The 16,991-nt window shown below is 42.7% G+C and carries 22 protein-coding genes and 2 other annotated features; of the genes, 16 read left to right on the forward strand and 6 right to left on the reverse strand.

The window, feature by feature from the left end; genetic code table 11:
* Positions 1 to 5: 5 nt before the first annotated feature.
* From AALA56_RS01515 to AALA56_RS01525, 3 genes are all read right to left on the reverse strand, one after another.
* Entirely contained in the window at positions 6 to 695 is a 690-nt protein-coding gene (locus AALA56_RS01515) for a DUF4811 domain-containing protein (RefSeq protein ID WP_369908443.1), read from the reverse strand.
* Entirely contained in the window at positions 692 to 2,194 is a 1,503-nt protein-coding gene (locus AALA56_RS01520) for an MDR family MFS transporter (RefSeq protein WP_369908444.1), read from the reverse strand. Before AALA56_RS01520 ends, AALA56_RS01515 begins: the two co-directional genes overlap by 4 nt.
* A 148-nt stretch (positions 2,195 to 2,342) precedes the next feature.
* Positions 2,343 to 2,981: an MBL fold metallo-hydrolase gene (locus AALA56_RS01525; protein ID WP_369908445.1), complete on the reverse strand. Its 639-nt coding sequence runs from the start codon at positions 2,979 to 2,981 to the stop codon at positions 2,343 to 2,345.
* A 90-nt stretch (positions 2,982 to 3,071) separates the two neighbouring features.
* Between AALA56_RS01525 and AALA56_RS01530 the strand changes: the two genes are divergently transcribed.
* From AALA56_RS01530 to AALA56_RS01540, 3 genes are read left to right on the forward strand one after another with little or no spacing between them, the layout of a single operon-like run.
* The gene (locus AALA56_RS01530; protein ID WP_369908446.1) at positions 3,072 to 5,552 is read left to right on the forward strand and encodes a bifunctional DnaQ family exonuclease/ATP-dependent helicase; all 2,481 of its coding nucleotides are present in this window, start codon (positions 3,072 to 3,074) and stop codon (positions 5,550 to 5,552) included.
* Positions 5,553 to 5,579: 27 nt separating this feature from the next.
* Complete coding sequence (gene pepT, locus AALA56_RS01535; protein WP_369908447.1) at positions 5,580 to 6,800, forward strand: peptidase T; 1,221 nt, start codon at positions 5,580 to 5,582, stop codon at positions 6,798 to 6,800.
* A gap of 17 nt (positions 6,801 to 6,817) precedes the next feature.
* Positions 6,818 to 7,306, forward strand: a complete 489-nt coding sequence (locus AALA56_RS01540; RefSeq protein WP_369908448.1) for an EbsA family protein — start codon at positions 6,818 to 6,820, stop codon at positions 7,304 to 7,306.
* Here AALA56_RS01540 and AALA56_RS01545 read toward each other — a convergent pair.
* On the reverse strand, positions 7,293 to 7,490 hold the full coding sequence (locus tag AALA56_RS01545; protein WP_276762701.1) for a ferredoxin: 198 nt from the start codon (positions 7,488 to 7,490) through the stop codon (positions 7,293 to 7,295). The two genes, AALA56_RS01540 and AALA56_RS01545, sit on opposite strands and share 14 nt — an antisense overlap.
* A gap of 45 nt (positions 7,491 to 7,535) precedes the next feature.
* Between AALA56_RS01545 and AALA56_RS01550 the strand changes: the two genes are divergently transcribed.
* The 9 genes from AALA56_RS01550 to ilvD all read left to right on the forward strand — a co-directional run bounded on the left by AALA56_RS01550 (position 7,536) and on the right by ilvD (position 13,984).
* Positions 7,536 to 7,997 (forward strand): SAG1386/EF1546 family surface-associated protein, encoded by a 462-nt coding sequence (locus AALA56_RS01550; protein ID WP_369908450.1) that lies wholly within the window; start codon positions 7,536 to 7,538, stop codon positions 7,995 to 7,997.
* A 10-nt stretch (positions 7,998 to 8,007) separates the two neighbouring features.
* Entirely contained in the window at positions 8,008 to 8,691 is a 684-nt protein-coding gene (cmk, locus tag AALA56_RS01555) for a (d)CMP kinase (RefSeq protein ID WP_369908451.1), read from the forward strand.
* A 20-nt stretch (positions 8,692 to 8,711) separates the two neighbouring features.
* Positions 8,712 to 8,840 (forward strand) — a sequence feature (ribosomal protein L20 leader region).
* 14 nt (positions 8,841 to 8,854) lie between these two features.
* Positions 8,855 to 9,385, forward strand: coding sequence for a translation initiation factor IF-3 (gene infC, locus AALA56_RS01560; protein ID WP_115270187.1), 531 nt, complete (start codon positions 8,855 to 8,857; stop codon positions 9,383 to 9,385).
* Positions 9,386 to 9,420: 35 nt separating this feature from the next.
* The gene (gene rpmI / locus AALA56_RS01565; RefSeq protein ID WP_115270185.1) at positions 9,421 to 9,621 is read left to right on the forward strand and encodes a 50S ribosomal protein L35; all 201 of its coding nucleotides are present in this window, start codon (positions 9,421 to 9,423) and stop codon (positions 9,619 to 9,621) included.
* A 41-nt stretch (positions 9,622 to 9,662) separates the two neighbouring features.
* Positions 9,663 to 10,022, forward strand: coding sequence for a 50S ribosomal protein L20 (rplT, locus tag AALA56_RS01570; RefSeq protein WP_000124839.1), 360 nt, complete (start codon positions 9,663 to 9,665; stop codon positions 10,020 to 10,022).
* 120 nt (positions 10,023 to 10,142) lie between these two features.
* Positions 10,143 to 11,321: a CapA family protein gene (locus AALA56_RS01575; protein WP_369908453.1), complete on the forward strand. Its 1,179-nt coding sequence runs from the start codon at positions 10,143 to 10,145 to the stop codon at positions 11,319 to 11,321.
* A gap of 1 nt (position 11,322) precedes the next feature.
* Positions 11,323 to 11,853, forward strand: a complete 531-nt coding sequence (locus tag AALA56_RS01580) for a GNAT family N-acetyltransferase (protein WP_369908454.1) — start codon at positions 11,323 to 11,325, stop codon at positions 11,851 to 11,853.
* Positions 11,854 to 11,920: 67 nt separating this feature from the next.
* Positions 11,921 to 12,262 (forward strand): metal-sulfur cluster assembly factor, encoded by a 342-nt coding sequence (locus AALA56_RS01585; protein WP_369908455.1) that lies wholly within the window; start codon positions 11,921 to 11,923, stop codon positions 12,260 to 12,262.
* Between the two features lie 6 nt (positions 12,263 to 12,268).
* A complete protein-coding gene (gene ilvD / locus AALA56_RS01590; protein WP_115270180.1) occupies positions 12,269 to 13,984 on the forward strand; it encodes a dihydroxy-acid dehydratase in 1,716 nt (571 codons plus the stop codon).
* 49 nt (positions 13,985 to 14,033) lie between these two features.
* Here the strand turns inward: ilvD and AALA56_RS01595 are convergent, their stop codons facing one another.
* Positions 14,034 to 14,402, reverse strand: coding sequence for a glyoxalase (locus AALA56_RS01595; RefSeq protein ID WP_369908456.1), 369 nt, complete (start codon positions 14,400 to 14,402; stop codon positions 14,034 to 14,036).
* A gap of 136 nt (positions 14,403 to 14,538) precedes the next feature.
* Positions 14,539 to 14,612, forward strand: a sequence feature (ribosomal protein L21 leader region).
* A gap of 18 nt (positions 14,613 to 14,630) precedes the next feature.
* Here AALA56_RS01595 and rplU point away from each other — a divergent pair.
* The 3 genes from rplU to rpmA are packed head-to-tail and all read left to right on the forward strand — an operon-like array spanning position 14,631 to position 15,599.
* Complete coding sequence (rplU, locus tag AALA56_RS01600) at positions 14,631 to 14,945, forward strand: 50S ribosomal protein L21 (protein ID WP_115270176.1); 315 nt, start codon at positions 14,631 to 14,633, stop codon at positions 14,943 to 14,945.
* A gap of 5 nt (positions 14,946 to 14,950) precedes the next feature.
* Positions 14,951 to 15,313 carry a ribosomal-processing cysteine protease Prp gene (locus AALA56_RS01605; protein ID WP_369908457.1) on the forward strand — a complete coding sequence of 121 codons (363 nt, stop codon included), beginning with the start codon at positions 14,951 to 14,953 and terminating at the stop codon, positions 15,311 to 15,313.
* Complete coding sequence (gene rpmA, locus AALA56_RS01610; RefSeq protein ID WP_115270172.1) at positions 15,306 to 15,599, forward strand: 50S ribosomal protein L27; 294 nt, start codon at positions 15,306 to 15,308, stop codon at positions 15,597 to 15,599. Before AALA56_RS01605 ends, rpmA begins: the two co-directional genes overlap by 8 nt.
* Before the next feature lie 30 nt (positions 15,600 to 15,629).
* Here rpmA and argR read toward each other — a convergent pair whose 3' ends face one another.
* On the reverse strand, positions 15,630 to 16,109 hold the full coding sequence (gene argR / locus AALA56_RS01615) for an arginine repressor (protein WP_369908459.1): 480 nt from the start codon (positions 16,107 to 16,109) through the stop codon (positions 15,630 to 15,632).
* A 121-nt stretch (positions 16,110 to 16,230) separates the two neighbouring features.
* Here argR and AALA56_RS01620 point away from each other — a divergent pair, with 121 nt between their 5' ends.
* Complete coding sequence (locus AALA56_RS01620; protein WP_369908460.1) at positions 16,231 to 16,911, forward strand: Crp/Fnr family transcriptional regulator; 681 nt, start codon at positions 16,231 to 16,233, stop codon at positions 16,909 to 16,911.
* Positions 16,912 to 16,991 lie beyond the last annotated feature (80 nt).

Consider the following 16,991-nt stretch of genomic DNA (forward strand, 5'->3'; position numbering starts at 1 on the left):
TTTTCTTAATTGTTAAGTTTAAGCATTTTCTTTATGGCAGCTACTTGAAGTTCAGCGTAGGCTTGAGGGTCGCTTTTGGCCATTTCTTCCTCTTCGGGTGAAGCTGCACTTTGGCTTTGTGTTTTGGCGATTTGTGCCAGTTGTTGCGCTTGTTTGGCGGTAAGTGCTAGCCATGTTTTTTCTGGCAATTCCACTGTGCTTTTTTGAGAGACAAGGCTGCCTCCCTCTCTAGCAAAGCCGTATAAAATCTCGTCAAGCTTTGAGTGCCAAGCGTAGCGCTTGGTATCTGTGACAAGTGTGGCTTTTGTGACGTCAGAAAAGGTGTAATTAGATGTTTTCTTTATTGCCTGTATAGGCTTTTTCATATTTGGGACAAAGTGTGTGCTGGCTTTTTTAGCTTCTTTATCAGAGCGGTAAACCAGTACCTTATTGTCTGATTTGGTGCCAAGTGGCTCATAGATGAGAATGCCATACGGCTGGCTCGTCTCACCAGCTGTGTAGATAGGCTGGCGTGTGACCTCACTTTTAACGGTAAGCCCTGTGTGATTGATAAAGTGGTCTGTTAGGATGTAAACAGAGCCAATAAAGGCTAAAAGCGACAAAATTCCCCAAATAGTGCGCCAAACAGGTGACTTAATCAGTGTCCAAGTCAAAAAGGTCAAAATCGTAGTCGTTGCAATAATGGCAATAATCATTTGTCCGCCTCCTTTGTTTCCTCAATCTTTCCTTTACGTAGGAAAAGAGCGACTAAAAATCCGATAACTGCAAAGGTAAATCCAAGAGCAAAGGAAGCGTGAAAACCGTCTAGGCTAGCGTCGATGACTTTTGCAGCGTAAGCGATTGGGTCTTGTGTCTTGAGACTGGCTGCGGGTTTATTGTTTGTGATGACGTTTTGAGTGACGCTAGAGAGCAATGCCACAACGACTGCAGAAGCGATTTGTCTGACGGTATTGTTGGCAGCAGTAGCGTGCGAAGCTTCCTCAGCAGGCAGAGCCCCCATGGCACTTGCAGTTATCGGCATTAGGATAAGGGCAATCCCAAACATACGAACAGCATACAAAAGCGTGATAAAGTGGTCAGCCGTTGACGCTGACAAGAAGATAAAGGGAACAGTTCCCACACCCAAGATGAAAAATCCAACCAAAGCCATGCGCTTAGAGCCGACCTTATCATAGATAAAACCAGCAATGGGACTGACAATCCCAATCATCAAGGCACCAGGAAGCAGCGTTAGCTCAGAGTTGAGAGCTGATAAGCCGTGTACATCTTGGAGATAGAGTGACAACATCATCTCAACCCCCATCATCGCCATCATAGAAAGGGCGATAGAAATAGTCGTTACAGAAAACTCTTTGTTTTTAAAGATAGTAACGTTAAGAAAGGGCTCTTTCATATGCACCTGCCTGATGACAAAGAGAGCGATAATGATAATCCCGATAATGATAGGAGCAATCACATAAACCCAATCACCCCAGCCACGACTAGCGACATTGGTAAAGCCCCAAAGAAAGCTCCCAAATCCTAAAATAGACAGAATAAGGGATAACATATCCAGTTTAATCGCTTCATTGTCAATAACATCTTTGATGAGAAAAGGTGATAAAATCAAGGAAACGATTAAAATGATAAGCGGAAGGATAAAAATTGCTCGCCACATGAGACGGGTATGTCCAATGACAAAGTCCTCTTTTAAAATCCAACCTGCTAGCGTTGGTCCAACAGCGGGTGCTAGTCCCACAACCAGACCATTTAATCCCATGGCAGTTCCTAGCTGCTCTTTGGGAAAGACATTGGTCATGACCACTTGCATAAGTGGCATGGTAATTCCAACGGCGCAGGCTTGGATGATACGCCCTAACAAAAAAATCGTCCAGCTAGACGTAGGGGCTAATGTTGTCATCAACAGCCCGATAATAAGGAGCGCATAAGCCCAGATGTAGAGCCACTTGGTGGAAAAGCGTGTGGCTAAAAAGGCAGAAACAGGAATCATAATCCCATTTGCTAGCAAGAACCAAGTCGTTGCCTCCTGAGCGGTCGCCATACTGATATGAAAACTTTTCATCAAAGTCGGTATGGCAGTCCCTAAGGTCGTTTGATTGAGCACCCCAGCAAAAGTCGCCACTAATAAAAGCAAAATCATCAGCGTACGGCTGTAGGGCTTGCCATGAATATCATAGGTGGTTTTTGAGTTCATTGTGTCTCCTATTCTAATGATAATCATAAAAACAAAAAATAAGTTTTTGATGGTTTATAACCACACATATTTTATGTTTATTTATGACGTTTGTCAATAATTTAACGAAATGAGAACATTAAAAAAGCCGAGCAAAGTCGGCTGAAGATTAGTCTGCAAAGAAAGGATTGAAGTGCTTTTCATGTCCGATAGTGGTGTCAAAACCGTGCCCAGGGTAGACCTTGTAGTGGTTTGGCAGAGTAAAGAGCTGTCTTTTGATACTCTCAAGGAGCACCTCATGGTTTCCTGTCGGCAAATCATAACGTCCGATAGACTCTCTAAAAAGCGCATCGCCAGAGAGGACTAGCTCTTCTTTGTCAAAGACAAAGGACACACCACCAATCGAGTGCCCAGGCGTCTCACGCACTTCAAAGGCAAAGCCATCTAGCTGGTAGCTTTTGCCAATCTCAAAAAAGTAATCCGCAGGCTTGATGACAACATCAATCATGTCATCGTGACGAGGAAGCCCAGAGAGATTGTCCACTGGAGAGCCTAGCCAGCTTGCCTCTTTTTCAGAGACATAGACAGGAGGATTGTCAAAATCCCTGCGCAGCAAGTCGATACTCATGATGTGGTCGTAGTGCGTGTGGGTCAGTAAAATGGCAGCAATCGGCTTTCCAATAGCGATAAGCGTTTCGTGGATACTAGCGTAGTCACTCCCTGGGTCAACCAAAAGGACATGACTATCATTGATCAGGTAGTAAGTGTTTTCACGTGCAATAGCATTTAATGTTCTTTTTATTTCCATACCCATAGTCTACCAAAAAAAGCGCAAAAGTGCTTCATTTTAGAGACGAGATTATCCATAATGACAAAAGCATGCTATAATGGAGGTATTATGTACGAGAATGCAAAACGAAAATACGCTGTCGTTGACTTGGAAGCTACCTCAGCAGGAAGCAACGCAGCCATCATACAAGTCGGCATTGTCATCATTGAAAACGACGAGATTGTAAAGACCTACTCTACAGATGTCAATCCGCACCAAGCTTTAGAGGATAATATCATTCAACTGACAGGTATCACTGATGAGCAGTTGAAAACAGCGCCTGATTTTTCACAAGTGGCTAGAGAGATTTTTGAGCTGATTGAGGATTGTGTTTTTGTAGCGCACAATGTCAAGTTTGACGCCAATCTTTTAGCAGAGCAGTTGTTTTTTGAAGGCTACGAACTGCGCACACCTCGTGTGGATACGGTGGAGCTGTCACAGGTTTTTTATCCCAGCTTTGAAAAATATGGTCTTGGCTACTTGGCAGAAGTGCTGGACCTTGATTTATCGCAGGCGCACACGGCTATCTCTGACGCTTATGCGACAGCGCAGCTTTTTTTACAGCTAAAAGCAAAGATAGAGAGCTTGCCAAAAGAACTGCTAGAGAGTATGCTTCCTTTTGCGGATGCTCTTTTGTTTGAGAGTCGGATGTTGGTTGATGACGCTTACAGGTCGGCAAAACCGCTGGTTAGCTCGGATTATCACTTACGTCATGGCTTGATTTTACGCCGTGAACAGGAAGTTGGAGCAGAAAAGCAGCTATTGCAACAGTTTGAGATTAACAGACATCTCTTAGGGCTAGAGGAGCGTAAACCACAAGAAGTCTTTGCACAGGAAATATCAGCTGCCTTTGACCAAGCCCTACCAACCTTTATCGAAGCGCAAGCGGGTCTCGGTAAGACCTACGGTTATCTTTTACCCCTGCTAGCCAAAAAAAAGCTTGAGCAGCTTATCATTTGCGTGCCGACAAAGATTTTACAAGACCAGATGATGGCACAAGAAATCAAGGCCATCCAGCGTGTGTTTGGTATAGAGGCTTGCAGTCTAAAGGGACCTGGTAACTACATCAAACTGGATGCGTTTTATCATAGCTTGAGGACTCAGACTGATAACGCTCTTGTCAATCGCTTTAAAATGCAACTTCTAGTCTGGCTCATGGAGACGGAGACTGGCGACCTTGATGAAATCAAGCAAAAACGCCGTTTTGAGAGCTATTTTGATAGCTTAAAGCACGACGGCAATCTGACTGCCGACTCTTTATTTCAAGATATGGACTTTTGGCAACGCCGCTATGACAGAGCGAAAATCTCTAAACTGCTTGTGACCAATCACGCTTACTTTCTAGAGCGTGTGCAGGATGACAAGGCTTTTGCCAAGGGCAAGTGCATTGTGTTTGACGAAGCGCAGCGTTTAGTTTTAGCGCTGGATACTTTTTCACGTCAGCAATTAGAAGTCAAGGATGTCTTGCAAGATATTCAAAAAACGCTGACTGAAACGGAGCAGCTACTTGATAGGCGTCTTCTTGAGGAGATTAGCTTTGAGCTCAATCGCTTGGTCGAGCAAGCTTATGACAAACACCGCTATAAAGGCATTAAACAGCTTGAATGGGACGATTTAGCCCTGTTAAGGCAGGCGCTGTCGGAATTGTCTCTAGCTTGTGTAACACCGCTTCAAGAGCTGCTATTGTCGCATTATAGCGACTTTTGGCTTAGCACCACCTACGACGTAGAAAGTGACAAACGTCATATCTTTTTAAACGCTGGCAATAAAGACTTGCTGGACTTTAAGCAGTTACTGCCTGACACGCAGAAGCTCTACTTTATCTCAGCGACTCTTGAGATTAGCGACAAGGTCAATCTCGCTGATTTGTTAGGCTTTGAGATAGGGACATTTATCACTCTTCCCCGACAAAAAGAAAGCCAGCAACGTCTGTTTGTGGACAGCAGTATGCCCATGCCGTCTGATGTCAGCGAACATCAGTATGCCCTTGAGATTGCTAAAAGAATCAAGCAGCTCACGAGTCTCAATCAGCCTGTTCTAGTTTTATTTACTAGTAAGCAGATGATGTTTTTGGTTTCTGATTATTTGGACACCTGGTCCATCAAGCACCTCACTCAAATCAAAAACGGCACACCTTACCAGCTTAAAAAGCGCTTTGATAGAGGCGATAGCACTGTTCTTCTTGGGACAGGTGCTTTCTGGGAGGGCGTCGACTTTGTACAGGCGGACCGCATGATTGAGCTAGTGACCCGCATGCCCTTTGACAATCCCAAAGACCCCTTAGCCAAAAAATTAGATACGCACTTAAAAGCGCAAGGCAAACAGCCTTTTTGGGATTATTTTTTGCCTTTAGCAGTTTTAAAATTAAAACAAGCCATCGGCAGAACTCAGAGACGACCTCAGCAAAAATCTGCAGTTGTCATCCTAGATAGTCGCATTCTACATCGCAGCTACGGACCTCTTGTTTACAAAGCTTTAGAAGAAGATTTTAATATTTCTTCGCAAAATTTTGCTAAATCTTTAACAGAGATTTCAGAATTTCTGCTATAATAGAAGAGAATAAAAATGAGGTGAATTATGTCATATCAACAATTATTAGAACGTTTTTTGACCTATGTCAAAGTAAACACACGTAGTAATCCAGAGAGTAAGACAACCCCCACCACACAAAGCCAAGTAGACTTTGCCCTCAATGTTCTGAAGCCAGAAATGGAAGCTATTGGGCTAGTAGATGTGCATTATTTGCGTGAAAATGGTTATCTGGTAGGGACATTGCCAGCAACTAGCACCGAATTGAGCCGTAAAATCGGCTTTATCGCACATATGGACACCGCTGACTTCAACGCAGAAGGTGTCAATCCACAGGTTATTGATTACACAGGCGGCGACATCGCTCTAGGCGATTCTGGTTTTGTTCTTAGCCCTACTGATTTTCCAGCGCTTGATGGCTATGTCGGACAAACGCTTGTGACAACTGACGGCACAACGCTTTTAGGAGCTGACGACAAGGCAGGGATTGCTGAGATTATGACAGCTATGGCTTATTTGGCTGAACATCCTGAGATTCCGCACGGTGAGATTCGTGTTGGCTTTGGTCCAGACGAGGAGATTGGTGTTGGGGCAGACAAGTTTGACGTTGAAGACTTTGACGTCGACTTTGCCTACACTGTAGACGGTGGACCTCTTGGTGAGTTGCAGTACGAGACTTTCAGTGCTGCAGGACTTGAGTTGACTTTCCTAGGGCGCAATGTCCACCCAGGAACAGCTAAAAACCAAATGGTCAATGCTTTACAGTTAGCCATTGATTTCCACAATCAATTGCCAGAAGCTGACCGTCCAGAGTTGACAGACGGCTACCAAGGCTTTTTCCACCTATCTTCATTAGAAGGAACTGTCGAAGAAGCAAGAAGCGCCTATATCATCCGTGATTTTGAGGATGATGACTTCAAAAAACGTAAAGAGTTGGTTGAGACTATTGCTAATAAGATGAATGCAAACTTTGATACAGAGCGTGTCAAAGTCAACCTCTACGACCAATACTACAACATGAAAAAAGTCATCGAAAAAGACATGACACCTATCACCATCGCTGAAAAGGTCATGAAAGATTTGGACATCAAGCCAATCATCGAGCCGATTCGTGGTGGAACAGATGGCTCTAAAATTTCCTTTATGGGGATTCCAACGCCAAACTTATTTGCAGGTGGTGAGAACATGCATGGACGTTATGAGTTTGTCAGTCTTGAAACCATGCAAAAAGCAGTTGATGTGATTATCGGTATTGTCCAAGAACCATAGGTCTAAAGGAGAGCTACATGATAAAACTCTTAGGAAAGGAAAGGTACCATTGGCAACCTGAGTTGTCTTGGTTGATTATCTATTGGTCCATCGCCTTTATTCCCATCTTTCTGGGAGCCGCTTTGATTTTTGAAAATCTCACAGTCTCAAAGCAAGTCTTGATTTTATTTGCCATTTTTATCGTTTTGATTAGCGCAGGTTTTCACCGCTACTTTGTCATTGAAAACGGTCAGCTAGGGATTGTTTCTTTAAATATCTTTAGCAAATCTCATATTCCGCTAGAAGACATCACAAAAGTGGAAGTGACCAAGTCAACCGTGACACTGTATGTCAAAAATCAAAACAAGCGCACTTTTTACATGCGCAAGTGGCCTAAAAAATACTTCATTGATGCGCTGGTGGTTGACCCAGCCTTTCAAGGCGAGGTTGTACTAGTGGACAATCTCATCAAACTAGACTATTTTAAGATTTATGAAAATGAGAAAAAAGCTCTTACAAAATCGTAAGAGCCTTGGTTGGGCAGGACTTGACGGCAGTGATTGTATCGCTGTCATCTGGTGCGATAGGGCATTCTTTAGCATCTGTATTTGCTAAAACAACGATTCCCTCGTCATCATAGTCAAATAAAGCTGAATACGTTTGGCAAAGCCCGCAAGCAATACATTTTTCTGGAATAATTCTCACTTTCATACTACTATTGTAATATGATTTTACCAATTTAACAAGGGGGATAACATGGCTAAGGAACCATGGGAAGAAAAAATCGTTGAAACCAGAGAAGGAGCACGTTCAAAGCGTAATACTATTAGCACGTCTTGGATTACAGGTATTTTAAGCGTCTTCTTTATCATTATCGTTGCTATTTTGTTCGTTGTCTTTTACACTTCAAATAGAGGTGGTAACAAAGCAAGCGAAACAGCTGGCTTTGTTAGCTCATCATCTGTTGTGAAAAGTTCTAGCCAAGCGTCTTCTACTACGCAAGAAAGCACTGCAAACAGTGAGAGCTCATCAAGTACAGAAGAGTCTTCGTCAACACAAGGTAGCGGTGAGACCATTACTGTCCTTGCTGGTGAAGGGGCAGCGTCTATTGCTGCTCGTGCAGGTATCTCTGTCTCTAAACTGCAAGAGCTCAATCCTGATCACATGACACTTGGTTACTGGTACGCAAATCCAGGTGATCAAGTCTACATTAACTAGAGAGGTCTTTATGAAATCCATTTGTATTGCCATTGACGGTCCTGCTTCTAGTGGTAAGAGTACAGTAGCCAAGATTATCGCTAAAAATCTTGGCTATACTTACCTAGACACTGGAGCCATGTACCGTTCGGCAACTTATTTAGCCTTAAAAGAGCAACTGACGGAAAAAGATGTTGATGCTATTTTAGACTTGTTAGCGAAGTATCCGATTTCTTTTGGACGCCAAGAAGATGGCACTCAATCTGTCTTTGTCGGTGATGAGGATGTGACGCTTGCCATCCGCCAAAATAATGTGACTAATAACGTCTCATGGGTGGCTGCCATTCCAGAAGTGCGCACGGAGCTTGTCAATCAACAGCGCCGTATCGCTGAAAAAGGTGCTATCATCATGGACGGTCGTGACATCGGCACAGTCGTTTTGCCAAATGCAGAACTCAAGATTTTTCTGATTGCGTCAGTTGATGAAAGGGCAGAGCGCAGGTATAAGGAAAATCTGGAAAAAGGCATCGAGACCAATCTTGAACGCTTAAAAGAAGAAATTGCTGCGCGTGACTACAAAGATAGCCATCGTAAGGTTTCTCCGCTAAAAGCAGCTGATGACGCCATCACATTTGACACTAGCGGTATCCCAATCGAAGACGTTGTGCAATTTATTCAAGAAAAAGCACAAAAAAAGATTGACAGCCTTTCTTAGTCATGCTATAATGCTAATAATGAGAAAAGCAGAAGTGAGAACTTCTCGCCTTGCGACTAACGTTGTCTGGCTCTACAAGTCAAGTTTCAGTCATGAAATATAACTCGTAGTGCGGATTTGTGTTAGCAAGTCCGCTTTCGTTTTTCTCTAAAAATATGAAGAGGTGAAGATCATAGCTAAAAAAGATCTATTCATTAACGATGAAATTCGCGTTCGTGAAGTTCGTCTAGTTGGTCTTGATGGTGAACAGCTAGGTATCAAACCATTGTCAGAAGCACAGGCTATCGCTGATGATGCTAATGTCGATTTGGTACTTATCCAACCGCAAGCTACGCCACCTGTTGCGAAAATTATGGACTATGGAAAGTTCAAATTTGAGTATCAAAAGAAACGTAAAGAACAACGTAAAAAACAAAGCGTTGTGACGGTTAAGGAGATTCGTCTCAGTCCTGTTATTGATAAAGGTGACTTTGAGACAAAACTCCGTAACGGTCGTAAGTTCCTTCAAAAAGGAAACAAAGTTAAAGTTTCAATACGTTTTAGAGGACGTATGATTACTCACAAAGATATTGGAGCAAAAGTGTTGGCGGACTTTGCTGAAGCAACGCAAGATATTGCGATTATTGAGCAAAGAGCTAAGATGGATGGACGTCAAATGTTCATGCAACTTGCACCAATTCCAGACAAAAAGTAATTGTCACTTACTATTATTAAGAGGAGAAATTTATCATGCCAAAACAAAAAACACACCGCGCATCAGCAAAACGTTTTAAACGTACAGGTTCTGGTGGTTTGAAACGCTTCCGTGCTTACACTTCACACCGTTTCCACGGAAAAACTAAAAAACAACGTCGTCACCTTCGTAAAGCTTCTATGGTAAGCTCAGGAGACTTCAAACGTATCAAATCAATGCTTACTCGCATGAAATAAGCAACTCATTTACTAAATTAAGATTTTCGGAGGATATATAAATGGCTCGTGTTAAAGGTGGCGTTGTATCACGCAAACGTCGTAAACGTGTTTTAAAATTAGCTAAAGGTTACTATGGTGCAAAACACATCTTGTTCCGTACTGCAAAAGAACAAGTAATGAACTCTTACTACTATGCATACCGTGACCGTCGTCAGAAAAAACGTGACTTCCGCAAATTGTGGATTACACGTATCAATGCGGCAGCTCGTATGAATGGTTTGTCATACTCACAATTGATGCACGGTTTGAAATTAGCTGAAATCGAAGTAAACCGTAAAATGCTTGCTGACTTGGCAGTAAACGATGCAGCAGCATTTACAGCTCTTGCTGACGCAGCTAAAGCAAAACTTGGTAAATAATGCCTTTTAAACCTGAGAAATTCTCAGGTTTTTTTGTGACTTCTTTTCTGTTTTTTTCTAGGATTGTACTTTGGCTTTATGCTCTCTCATGCTATAATGATAGTAGCGAAAGGAGATACGATGAAATACAAATGGACAACAGCCATCTCGCTTGCTAGTCTTTCAGCAATTTTGATTGTTGGGGCAGCATCAGATGTGGTCAATTCTTCACAGAAACAGACGTCAAAAGAGACGATCAAAACAGCTCGAGTGGTCGCAAATGGCGACATCCTCATCCATAATGTCCTCTATGCCAGTGCGCAAAAGACAGATGGCAGCTATGATTTCAATCCTTATTTTAAGTATGTTAAGGACTGGATTTCGGAAGCTGATTTGGCTATCGGTGACTATGAGGGGACGATTAGTGATGATTACGCTCTTGCTGGCTATCCGCTGTTCAATGCGCCAAAGAGCATTGCGCAGGCTATCAAGGACACTGGTTATGATGTGGTTGATTTAGCGCACAATCATATCCTAGACTCTGGGCTTGCTGGGGCGCTCAATACCAAGTCTATTTTTAATAATCTTGGCATAGATACTATCGGCGTCTACTCAAAGAATCGCCAAAAAGAGGATATCTTAATCAAAGAAGTCAACGGCATTAAGATTGCGATTTTGGCTTATTCTTATGGCTATAATGGGCTAGAAGAAAGTCTCAGCACTGATGACTATGAAAAACATCTGTCTGACCTTGATGAAAAGAAGATGAAGAAAGAAATCCAGAAAGCTGAAAAGGAAGCAGATGTCACGATTGTCATGCCACAGATGGGTGTTGAGTACCAATTGACGCCAACAGATGAGCAGGTTACTTTGTATCATAAGCTGATTGACTGGGGAGCTGATGTTGTCTTTGGTGGACATCCGCATGTGGTCGAGCCTGCTGAGATGCTGACAAAGGATGGCGATAAGAAGTTCATTATTTATTCTATGGGCAATTTCTTGTCTAACCAGCGTATCGAGACCATGGATGGGGTTGAAAATGCCAAGTGGACTGAGCGAGGGCTTTTGATGGATGTAACCTTCAAGAAAAAAGGAAAGAAAACAACCATTCAAACGGTAAAAGCACACCCAACACTTGTCTGGGCTTGGAGTAAAGGAACTTACGGTAGTGAGGGTTATGAGCTTTATAACTACCGTACACTTATCCTAGAGGACTTTATCGAGGGTGGCAAATACCGTGATGAGTTGGACGCAGCAATGAAAGAAAGAGTAGATACAGCCTACAAAGAAATGGTAGAGCATGTCAATCTCAAGTGGTGATATGAAAAAACGACCAGTTAGACTATTGTCAAAAGAATACAAAAAAGTCAAAAAACTTTATGAAAGTGCCTTTCCAGCCTATGAGCGCTTGCCTTATTTTCCTTTGGTGTTATTAGCTACACGGAAAAATACGCATTTTGACGCTTACTATGATGGCGACACTTTCTGTGGTTTTACTTATAGTGTCATGTCCAAAGAGGCAGTTTACATCCTATTTTTAGCGGTGAATGATGGTCATAGAGGAAAAGGCTATGGCAGTGCTATTTTGGAGGATTTCAAAAAGCGAGCAGGTCAGCGGGCGCTTGTTTTGACCATTGAGCCTTTAGAGAGCGACGCTAAAAACTATGACGAGCGCTTGCAGCGTCTTGCTTTTTATGAGCGTAATGGTTTTAAAGCAACGCCCTATACTTATCATGAGGGCAAAGAATATTACACAGTTTTAGCAACACATGACCACCTTGATGAAAAGGAATTAGAGACCTTGTTTAAGCGGGCTATTTGCTATATGGTACCTGTCCAATTGACAAAATAAAGATTTTTCTGATAAATCAAATATTTGTGGTATAATAGATAGTAATAAGTCAAAAAGAGGTGGTGCCATGAGAGAGGACATTAAGATAAACGATCGAGCACTGGCTATTAGTGACCAGTTGGTAGAAAAATTGCAAACCGTTTATGATCCCGAGATTGAACTTGATATTTATAATTTGGGATTGGTTTATGAGATTAACTTATACGAAACAGGGCATTGCCATGTGGTGATTACCTTTACCGAGGCAGGATGTACTTGTGTGGATACCTTGCCAGCAGATATTGTTACAGCACTAAATAGTATTGATGCTATTACTTCTGTGTCGGTAGAGGTTGTCTGGACACCTGTCTGGAAGATGACACGTATCAGTCGTCTAGGTCGTATCACACTAGGTATCAGTCCTAAATAAGGACTCATGAAAGGGGAAAAAATGACAGAAGAAACAAAAGATTTTCGTATCAGAAGCCATGTCTATGATGGGATGGTGCGCTCACCAAACCGTGCTATGCTGCGTGCAACAGGTATGCAGGATGACAATTTTGAAAAGCCAATCGTAGGAGTTATCTCGACTTGGGCTGAAAACACACCGTGTAACATTCACTTGCATGACTTTGGAAAACTAGCCAAAGAAGGTGTCAAATCAGAAGGGGCTTGGCCAGTCCAGTTTGGTACCATCACCGTTGCGGATGGTATCGCTATGGGGACACCAGGTATGCGCTTCTCACTTCCGTCTCGTGACATTATCGCAGATTCTATTGAGGCAGCTATCAGCGGGCACAACTGTGACGCCTTGGTTGCTATCGGTGGCTGTGACAAGAATATGCCAGGTTCTATGATTGCCATTGCAAACACTGGCATACCAGCTATCTTTGTTTATGGTGGTACTATTGCACCGGGAAATCTTGATGGCAAAGACATTGACCTTGTTTCTGTCTTTGAAGGAGTTGGTCAATGGAACCACGGTGATTTGAGTGCCGAAGAAGTCCGTCGCATTGAGTGCAATGCCTGCCCAGGCCCTGGTGGCTGTGGTGGTATGTACACAGCTAACACCATGGCGTCCGCTATCGAAGCCATGGGAATGAGTCTACCAGGTTCATCTTCTCACCCAGCAGAATCCGCTGAGAAGAAAAAAGACGTTGAAGAAGCAGGACGTGCCGTTGTCAAATTGCTTGAGATGGGAATCACACCTAAAGACATCATGACACGCAAGGCGTTTGAAAATGCTATCACCGTTGTCATGGCGCTTGGTGGCTCTACAAATGCGATTTTGCACCTTTTAGCTATTGCTCACGCTGCAAATGTGGAGTTGACTCTGGATGACTTCAATGATTTTCAAGCCCGTGTGCCTCACCTAGCTGACCTTAAACCGAGTGGTCAGTATGTCTTCCAAGACTTGTACAATGTTGGTGGTGTACAAGCGGTCATGAAATACCTCTATCAAAACGGCTATCTTCATGGTGATTGCTTGACATGTACTGGTAAGACTTTGGCAGAAAATCTAGCAGACGCACCAGACCTCAAGGAAGGTCAAAAAGTCATCATGCCGCTTGATAAGCCAAAACGTGAGGATGGACCTCTTATCATCCTTCGTGGTAATCTTGCACCTGACGGCGCTGTTGCTAAGGTATCTGGGGTTAAAGTTCGCAGACACGAAGGTCCAGCAAAAGTCTTTAACAGCGAAGAAGACGCTGTGAATGCCGTGCTAGCAGACGAGGTTGTTGACGGAGATGTTGTTGTTGTGCGTTATGTGGGGCCAAAAGGTGGTCCAGGTATGCCAGAAATGCTCTCACTTTCTTCTATCCTTGTCGGTAAAGGACAAGGTGAGTCTGTCTGTCTTTTGACGGATGGTCGCTTCTCAGGCGGTACTTATGGTTTGGTTGTCGGGCACATCGCACCAGAAGCCCAAGATGGTGGTCCGATTGCTTATCTACGTGATGGAGACATTGTCATTGTCGATCAAGATACCAAAGAAATCACCATGAAAGTCTCTGAAGAAGAACTGGCTAAACGCCAAGCAGAAACCGAATTGCCACCACTTTATTCACGTGGTGTCCTCGGAAAATACGCCCACATCGTCTCAAGCTCCGCAAAAGGTGCTATTACAGACTTCTGGCGTAAAGAAAACGACTAATCTAAAAAATACCTGCCTTGCGGTAGGTATTTTGTTGTCTTGTAGAGTCTTATTTTTCTTTGATAGCAAAGTAGATACCACTAGGACTGGCAAAGTTAAAAGACACAAAAGGAGCAGAAGTAATCGGGCTGATGTCATCAGTCAAGCCTGAAATACGCTCATGCAGTTTTGTAATATCCTGCGTCTCAAACAAGACACTAGGCTGAAAGTCAGCGACTTCAGGCGACATTTGCTTGATGAAGGCTTTGTCGTAAACCTTAAAAGTCAAAGTGCTGTCTGCATGTGGTTTCATGTCAAAAGTATCATAATCCATGATGGTTTCCTTAGATAGTATCTCAAAACTAGCAGCCTTCCAAAAGTCGAATTCTGCTTGGATATCCTCGACATAAAGCATCACGGTAGCATTTTTTGTAAACATATTATTCTCCTTTTTGGTTCAATGATTTATTTTTATAGTACGATAGAAGGTAAAAGCTGTCAAACAAAGTGTTTTTTGACATTTTCTCTTGTCAAAGGTAGAAAAATATAGTATACTTGAGAGGTTGACTAATGCACATCCTGTGCAACCGCACGACCACTGTATCTAAGTAGCTAAGGCTCACAGTGCTAGGCGAGTCTTCACTAAAATTTTTATAGGAGGTGCATCATGAGCACATACGCAATCATCAAAACTGGTGGTAAACAAGTTAAAGTTGAAGTAGGTCAAGCGATCTACGTTGAAAAACTTGATGTTGAAGCAGGAGCAGAGGTTACATTTGACCAAGTCGTTCTTGTTGGTGGTGAAACAACTAAAGTTGGTACTCCAATCGTTGAGGGTGCTAGCGTTGTTGGTACTGTTGAAAAACAAGGTAAACAAAAGAAAGTTGTTACTTATAAATACAAACCTAAAAAAGGTAGTCACCGTAAACAAGGACATCGTCAACCTTATACAAAAGTTGTTATCAACGCTATCAACGCTTAATAACAATGATTCAAGCAATATTTACAAAGGATGCTTCTGGCTGGTCTGAGATGACTATCACAGGACACGCTGGTAGCGGTGAGTATGGCTTTGATGTGATATGTGCCTCGGTGTCTATGTTGGCTCTTAATTTTGCTAATTCTGTTGAAGCAATGACGCAGAAGATGCCGCAGGTGGGAATGGTAGACGATGGTGGTTATTTGGTTATTCAAAAGCCACGTAACCTGACAAAAGCAGATGATACGGTGTGGCAAACGCTTTTTGAATCAGTGGTGATTGGACTTGAAAATCTCGCTGAAAATGAAAGCGACTATGTGGCGACACCTGTCATTCGACAATGTTCAACGAAAGGAAAAACTCATGATTAAACTTAATCTTTCAAACTTACAATACTTCGCCCACAAAAAAGGTGGAGGTTCAACATCTAACGGACGTGACTCTGAAAGCAAACGTCTTGGTGCTAAAGCAGCAGACGGTCAAACTGTAACAGGTGGTTCTATCCTTTACCGTCAACGTGGTACACACATCTACCCAGGTGTAAACGTTGGTCGTGGTGGAGATGACACACTTTTTGCTAAAGTTGAAGGTGTTGTGCGTTTCGAACGTAAAGGACGCGATAAAAAACAAGTTTCAGTTTACCCAATCGCAAAATAATCAAAAAAGACTTCCTTGTGGAAGTCTTTTCTATTCACTCTTATCACTGAAAAAGAAGGGTGGTGTATACTGAGAAAGAATGTCAAAGCAGGCTTTAGCTTTTTCATGGTCTTCGCAGATGATGAGACATGTATCGTCTCCACAGACTGTTCCTACGATTTCTGCGATTTCAATAGAATCAAGGATAGAGCCAAAAGACTGGGCAAGACCAGGGAGGGTTTTGAGGATGAGCTGATTTTGGACGACTTGTAGCATGACTAGGGCATCCTCCATGTAGAGGCGCAAGCGATTTTCCCAGTGTGATTGGGAGACGCTCAAAATCTCATAGTGAGGAGTGCCATTGTTATTGACTTTAACCAGATTAAGCTCTTTCATGTCACGAGAGAGTGTGGCTTGGGTCACATGAACGCCATTGTCACTGAGCTTTTCTTGTAGTTCTTGTTGGGTATGGATGGTGTTTTCACTAATAACAAGTCGAATGAGTTGTTGTCGGGATTCTTTTCTATTCATAGAATTTTCTCTTTTTTTCTTTAGTATAACAAAAAACGTCTAAAAAGTAAAAAAGCGCTTTTTATGACTAGAAATGGGATAGATTTTTGATAAAAGCGCTTTTTTTTGATAAGATAAAGGCATGATAACGAAAGAGGACTACCGCTTTTTACGGAATTTAGATGATTTTAGGCTTCTGCCTATTGTTCAGTTTGACGAACTGGCTTTGCATATCAAAAAACGAAAAGCCCCAAAAGAGCACATTCTCTTTTTTGAGGGAGATGTCAGAGATAAGCTGTATATCGTCGTTTCAGGTTATGTGCGTATCGAGCACAGCGATACTTTGGGGACGTTTACTTACACGGATTTTATCACGTCGCACAATATCTTTCCTTATGAGGGGCTTTTTGAGGATGAGTTTTACCGCTTTTCAGCGCAAGCCATGACGGATGTTGAGTATTTTTGTGTGCCGACAAAGCTTTTTGAGAAGTTTTCAGCAGCGAGTGTCTACCAAATGAAGCACCTCTATGTCGGGCTTTCTAGGCTCTTGCGTCTGCATGAGTTGCGTGTGCGCAATGTCGTGACCTCAAGTGCTAGCATGCGGGTGGAGCAGAGCCTTGCTTTTTTGCTCAAGGAGCTAGGTGAGGTGGACTCGCATTTGCCTATTGCTTTGACAACCAGCGATGTTGCGGCGATTAGTGGGACGACACGAGAGACGGTTAGCCGTGTTTTTCGGGATTTGAAAAAGAAGCACCTGATTGCTGTTGACCGCAAGTATATCGTCTTTTTGGACAGGGACTATTTTTTGAAATTTTTGAGGTAGTTTTGGGAATAATCAGAAAAACACTTTTGTGATGGCATGGAGGTGTTTTTTAGAGCCGTTATTATTTAGCATATTTTTTT

Source organism: Streptococcus hyointestinalis (assembly GCF_041225505.1).
GTDB classification, from domain to species: domain Bacteria; phylum Bacillota; class Bacilli; order Lactobacillales; family Streptococcaceae; genus Streptococcus; species Streptococcus hyointestinalis_B.

What these genes read in the sequence shown, in the direction of transcription:
- AALA56_RS01515 (WP_369908443.1), bottom strand. Translation starts at nt 695, where the DNA reads ATGATTATTGCCATTATTGCAACGACTACGATTTTGACCTTTTTGACT.
- AALA56_RS01520 (WP_369908444.1), bottom strand. Translation starts at nt 2,194, where the DNA reads ATGAACTCAAAAACCACCTATGATATTCATGGCAAGCCCTACAGCCGT.
- AALA56_RS01525 (WP_369908445.1), bottom strand. Translation starts at nt 2,981, where the DNA reads ATGGAAATAAAAAGAACATTAAATGCTATTGCACGTGAAAACACTTAC.
- AALA56_RS01530 (WP_369908446.1), top strand. Translation starts at nt 3,072, where the DNA reads ATGTACGAGAATGCAAAACGAAAATACGCTGTCGTTGACTTGGAAGCT.
- pepT (WP_369908447.1), top strand. Translation starts at nt 5,580, where the DNA reads ATGTCATATCAACAATTATTAGAACGTTTTTTGACCTATGTCAAAGTA.
- AALA56_RS01540 (WP_369908448.1), top strand. Translation starts at nt 6,818, where the DNA reads ATGATAAAACTCTTAGGAAAGGAAAGGTACCATTGGCAACCTGAGTTG.
- AALA56_RS01545 (WP_276762701.1), bottom strand. Translation starts at nt 7,490, where the DNA reads ATGAAAGTGAGAATTATTCCAGAAAAATGTATTGCTTGCGGGCTTTGC.
- AALA56_RS01550 (WP_369908450.1), top strand. Translation starts at nt 7,536, where the DNA reads ATGGCTAAGGAACCATGGGAAGAAAAAATCGTTGAAACCAGAGAAGGA.
- cmk (WP_369908451.1), top strand. Translation starts at nt 8,008, where the DNA reads ATGAAATCCATTTGTATTGCCATTGACGGTCCTGCTTCTAGTGGTAAG.
- rpmI (WP_115270185.1), top strand. Translation starts at nt 9,421, where the DNA reads ATGCCAAAACAAAAAACACACCGCGCATCAGCAAAACGTTTTAAACGT.
- rplT (WP_000124839.1), top strand. Translation starts at nt 9,663, where the DNA reads ATGGCTCGTGTTAAAGGTGGCGTTGTATCACGCAAACGTCGTAAACGT.
- AALA56_RS01575 (WP_369908453.1), top strand. Translation starts at nt 10,143, where the DNA reads ATGAAATACAAATGGACAACAGCCATCTCGCTTGCTAGTCTTTCAGCA.
- AALA56_RS01580 (WP_369908454.1), top strand. Translation starts at nt 11,323, where the DNA reads ATGAAAAAACGACCAGTTAGACTATTGTCAAAAGAATACAAAAAAGTC.
- AALA56_RS01585 (WP_369908455.1), top strand. Translation starts at nt 11,921, where the DNA reads ATGAGAGAGGACATTAAGATAAACGATCGAGCACTGGCTATTAGTGAC.
- ilvD (WP_115270180.1), top strand. Translation starts at nt 12,269, where the DNA reads ATGAAAGGGGAAAAAATGACAGAAGAAACAAAAGATTTTCGTATCAGA.
- AALA56_RS01595 (WP_369908456.1), bottom strand. Translation starts at nt 14,402, where the DNA reads ATGTTTACAAAAAATGCTACCGTGATGCTTTATGTCGAGGATATCCAA.
- rplU (WP_115270176.1), top strand. Translation starts at nt 14,631, where the DNA reads ATGAGCACATACGCAATCATCAAAACTGGTGGTAAACAAGTTAAAGTT.
- AALA56_RS01605 (WP_369908457.1), top strand. Translation starts at nt 14,951, where the DNA reads ATGATTCAAGCAATATTTACAAAGGATGCTTCTGGCTGGTCTGAGATG.
- rpmA (WP_115270172.1), top strand. Translation starts at nt 15,306, where the DNA reads ATGATTAAACTTAATCTTTCAAACTTACAATACTTCGCCCACAAAAAA.
- argR (WP_369908459.1), bottom strand. Translation starts at nt 16,109, where the DNA reads ATGAATAGAAAAGAATCCCGACAACAACTCATTCGACTTGTTATTAGT.
- AALA56_RS01620 (WP_369908460.1), top strand. Translation starts at nt 16,231, where the DNA reads ATGATAACGAAAGAGGACTACCGCTTTTTACGGAATTTAGATGATTTT.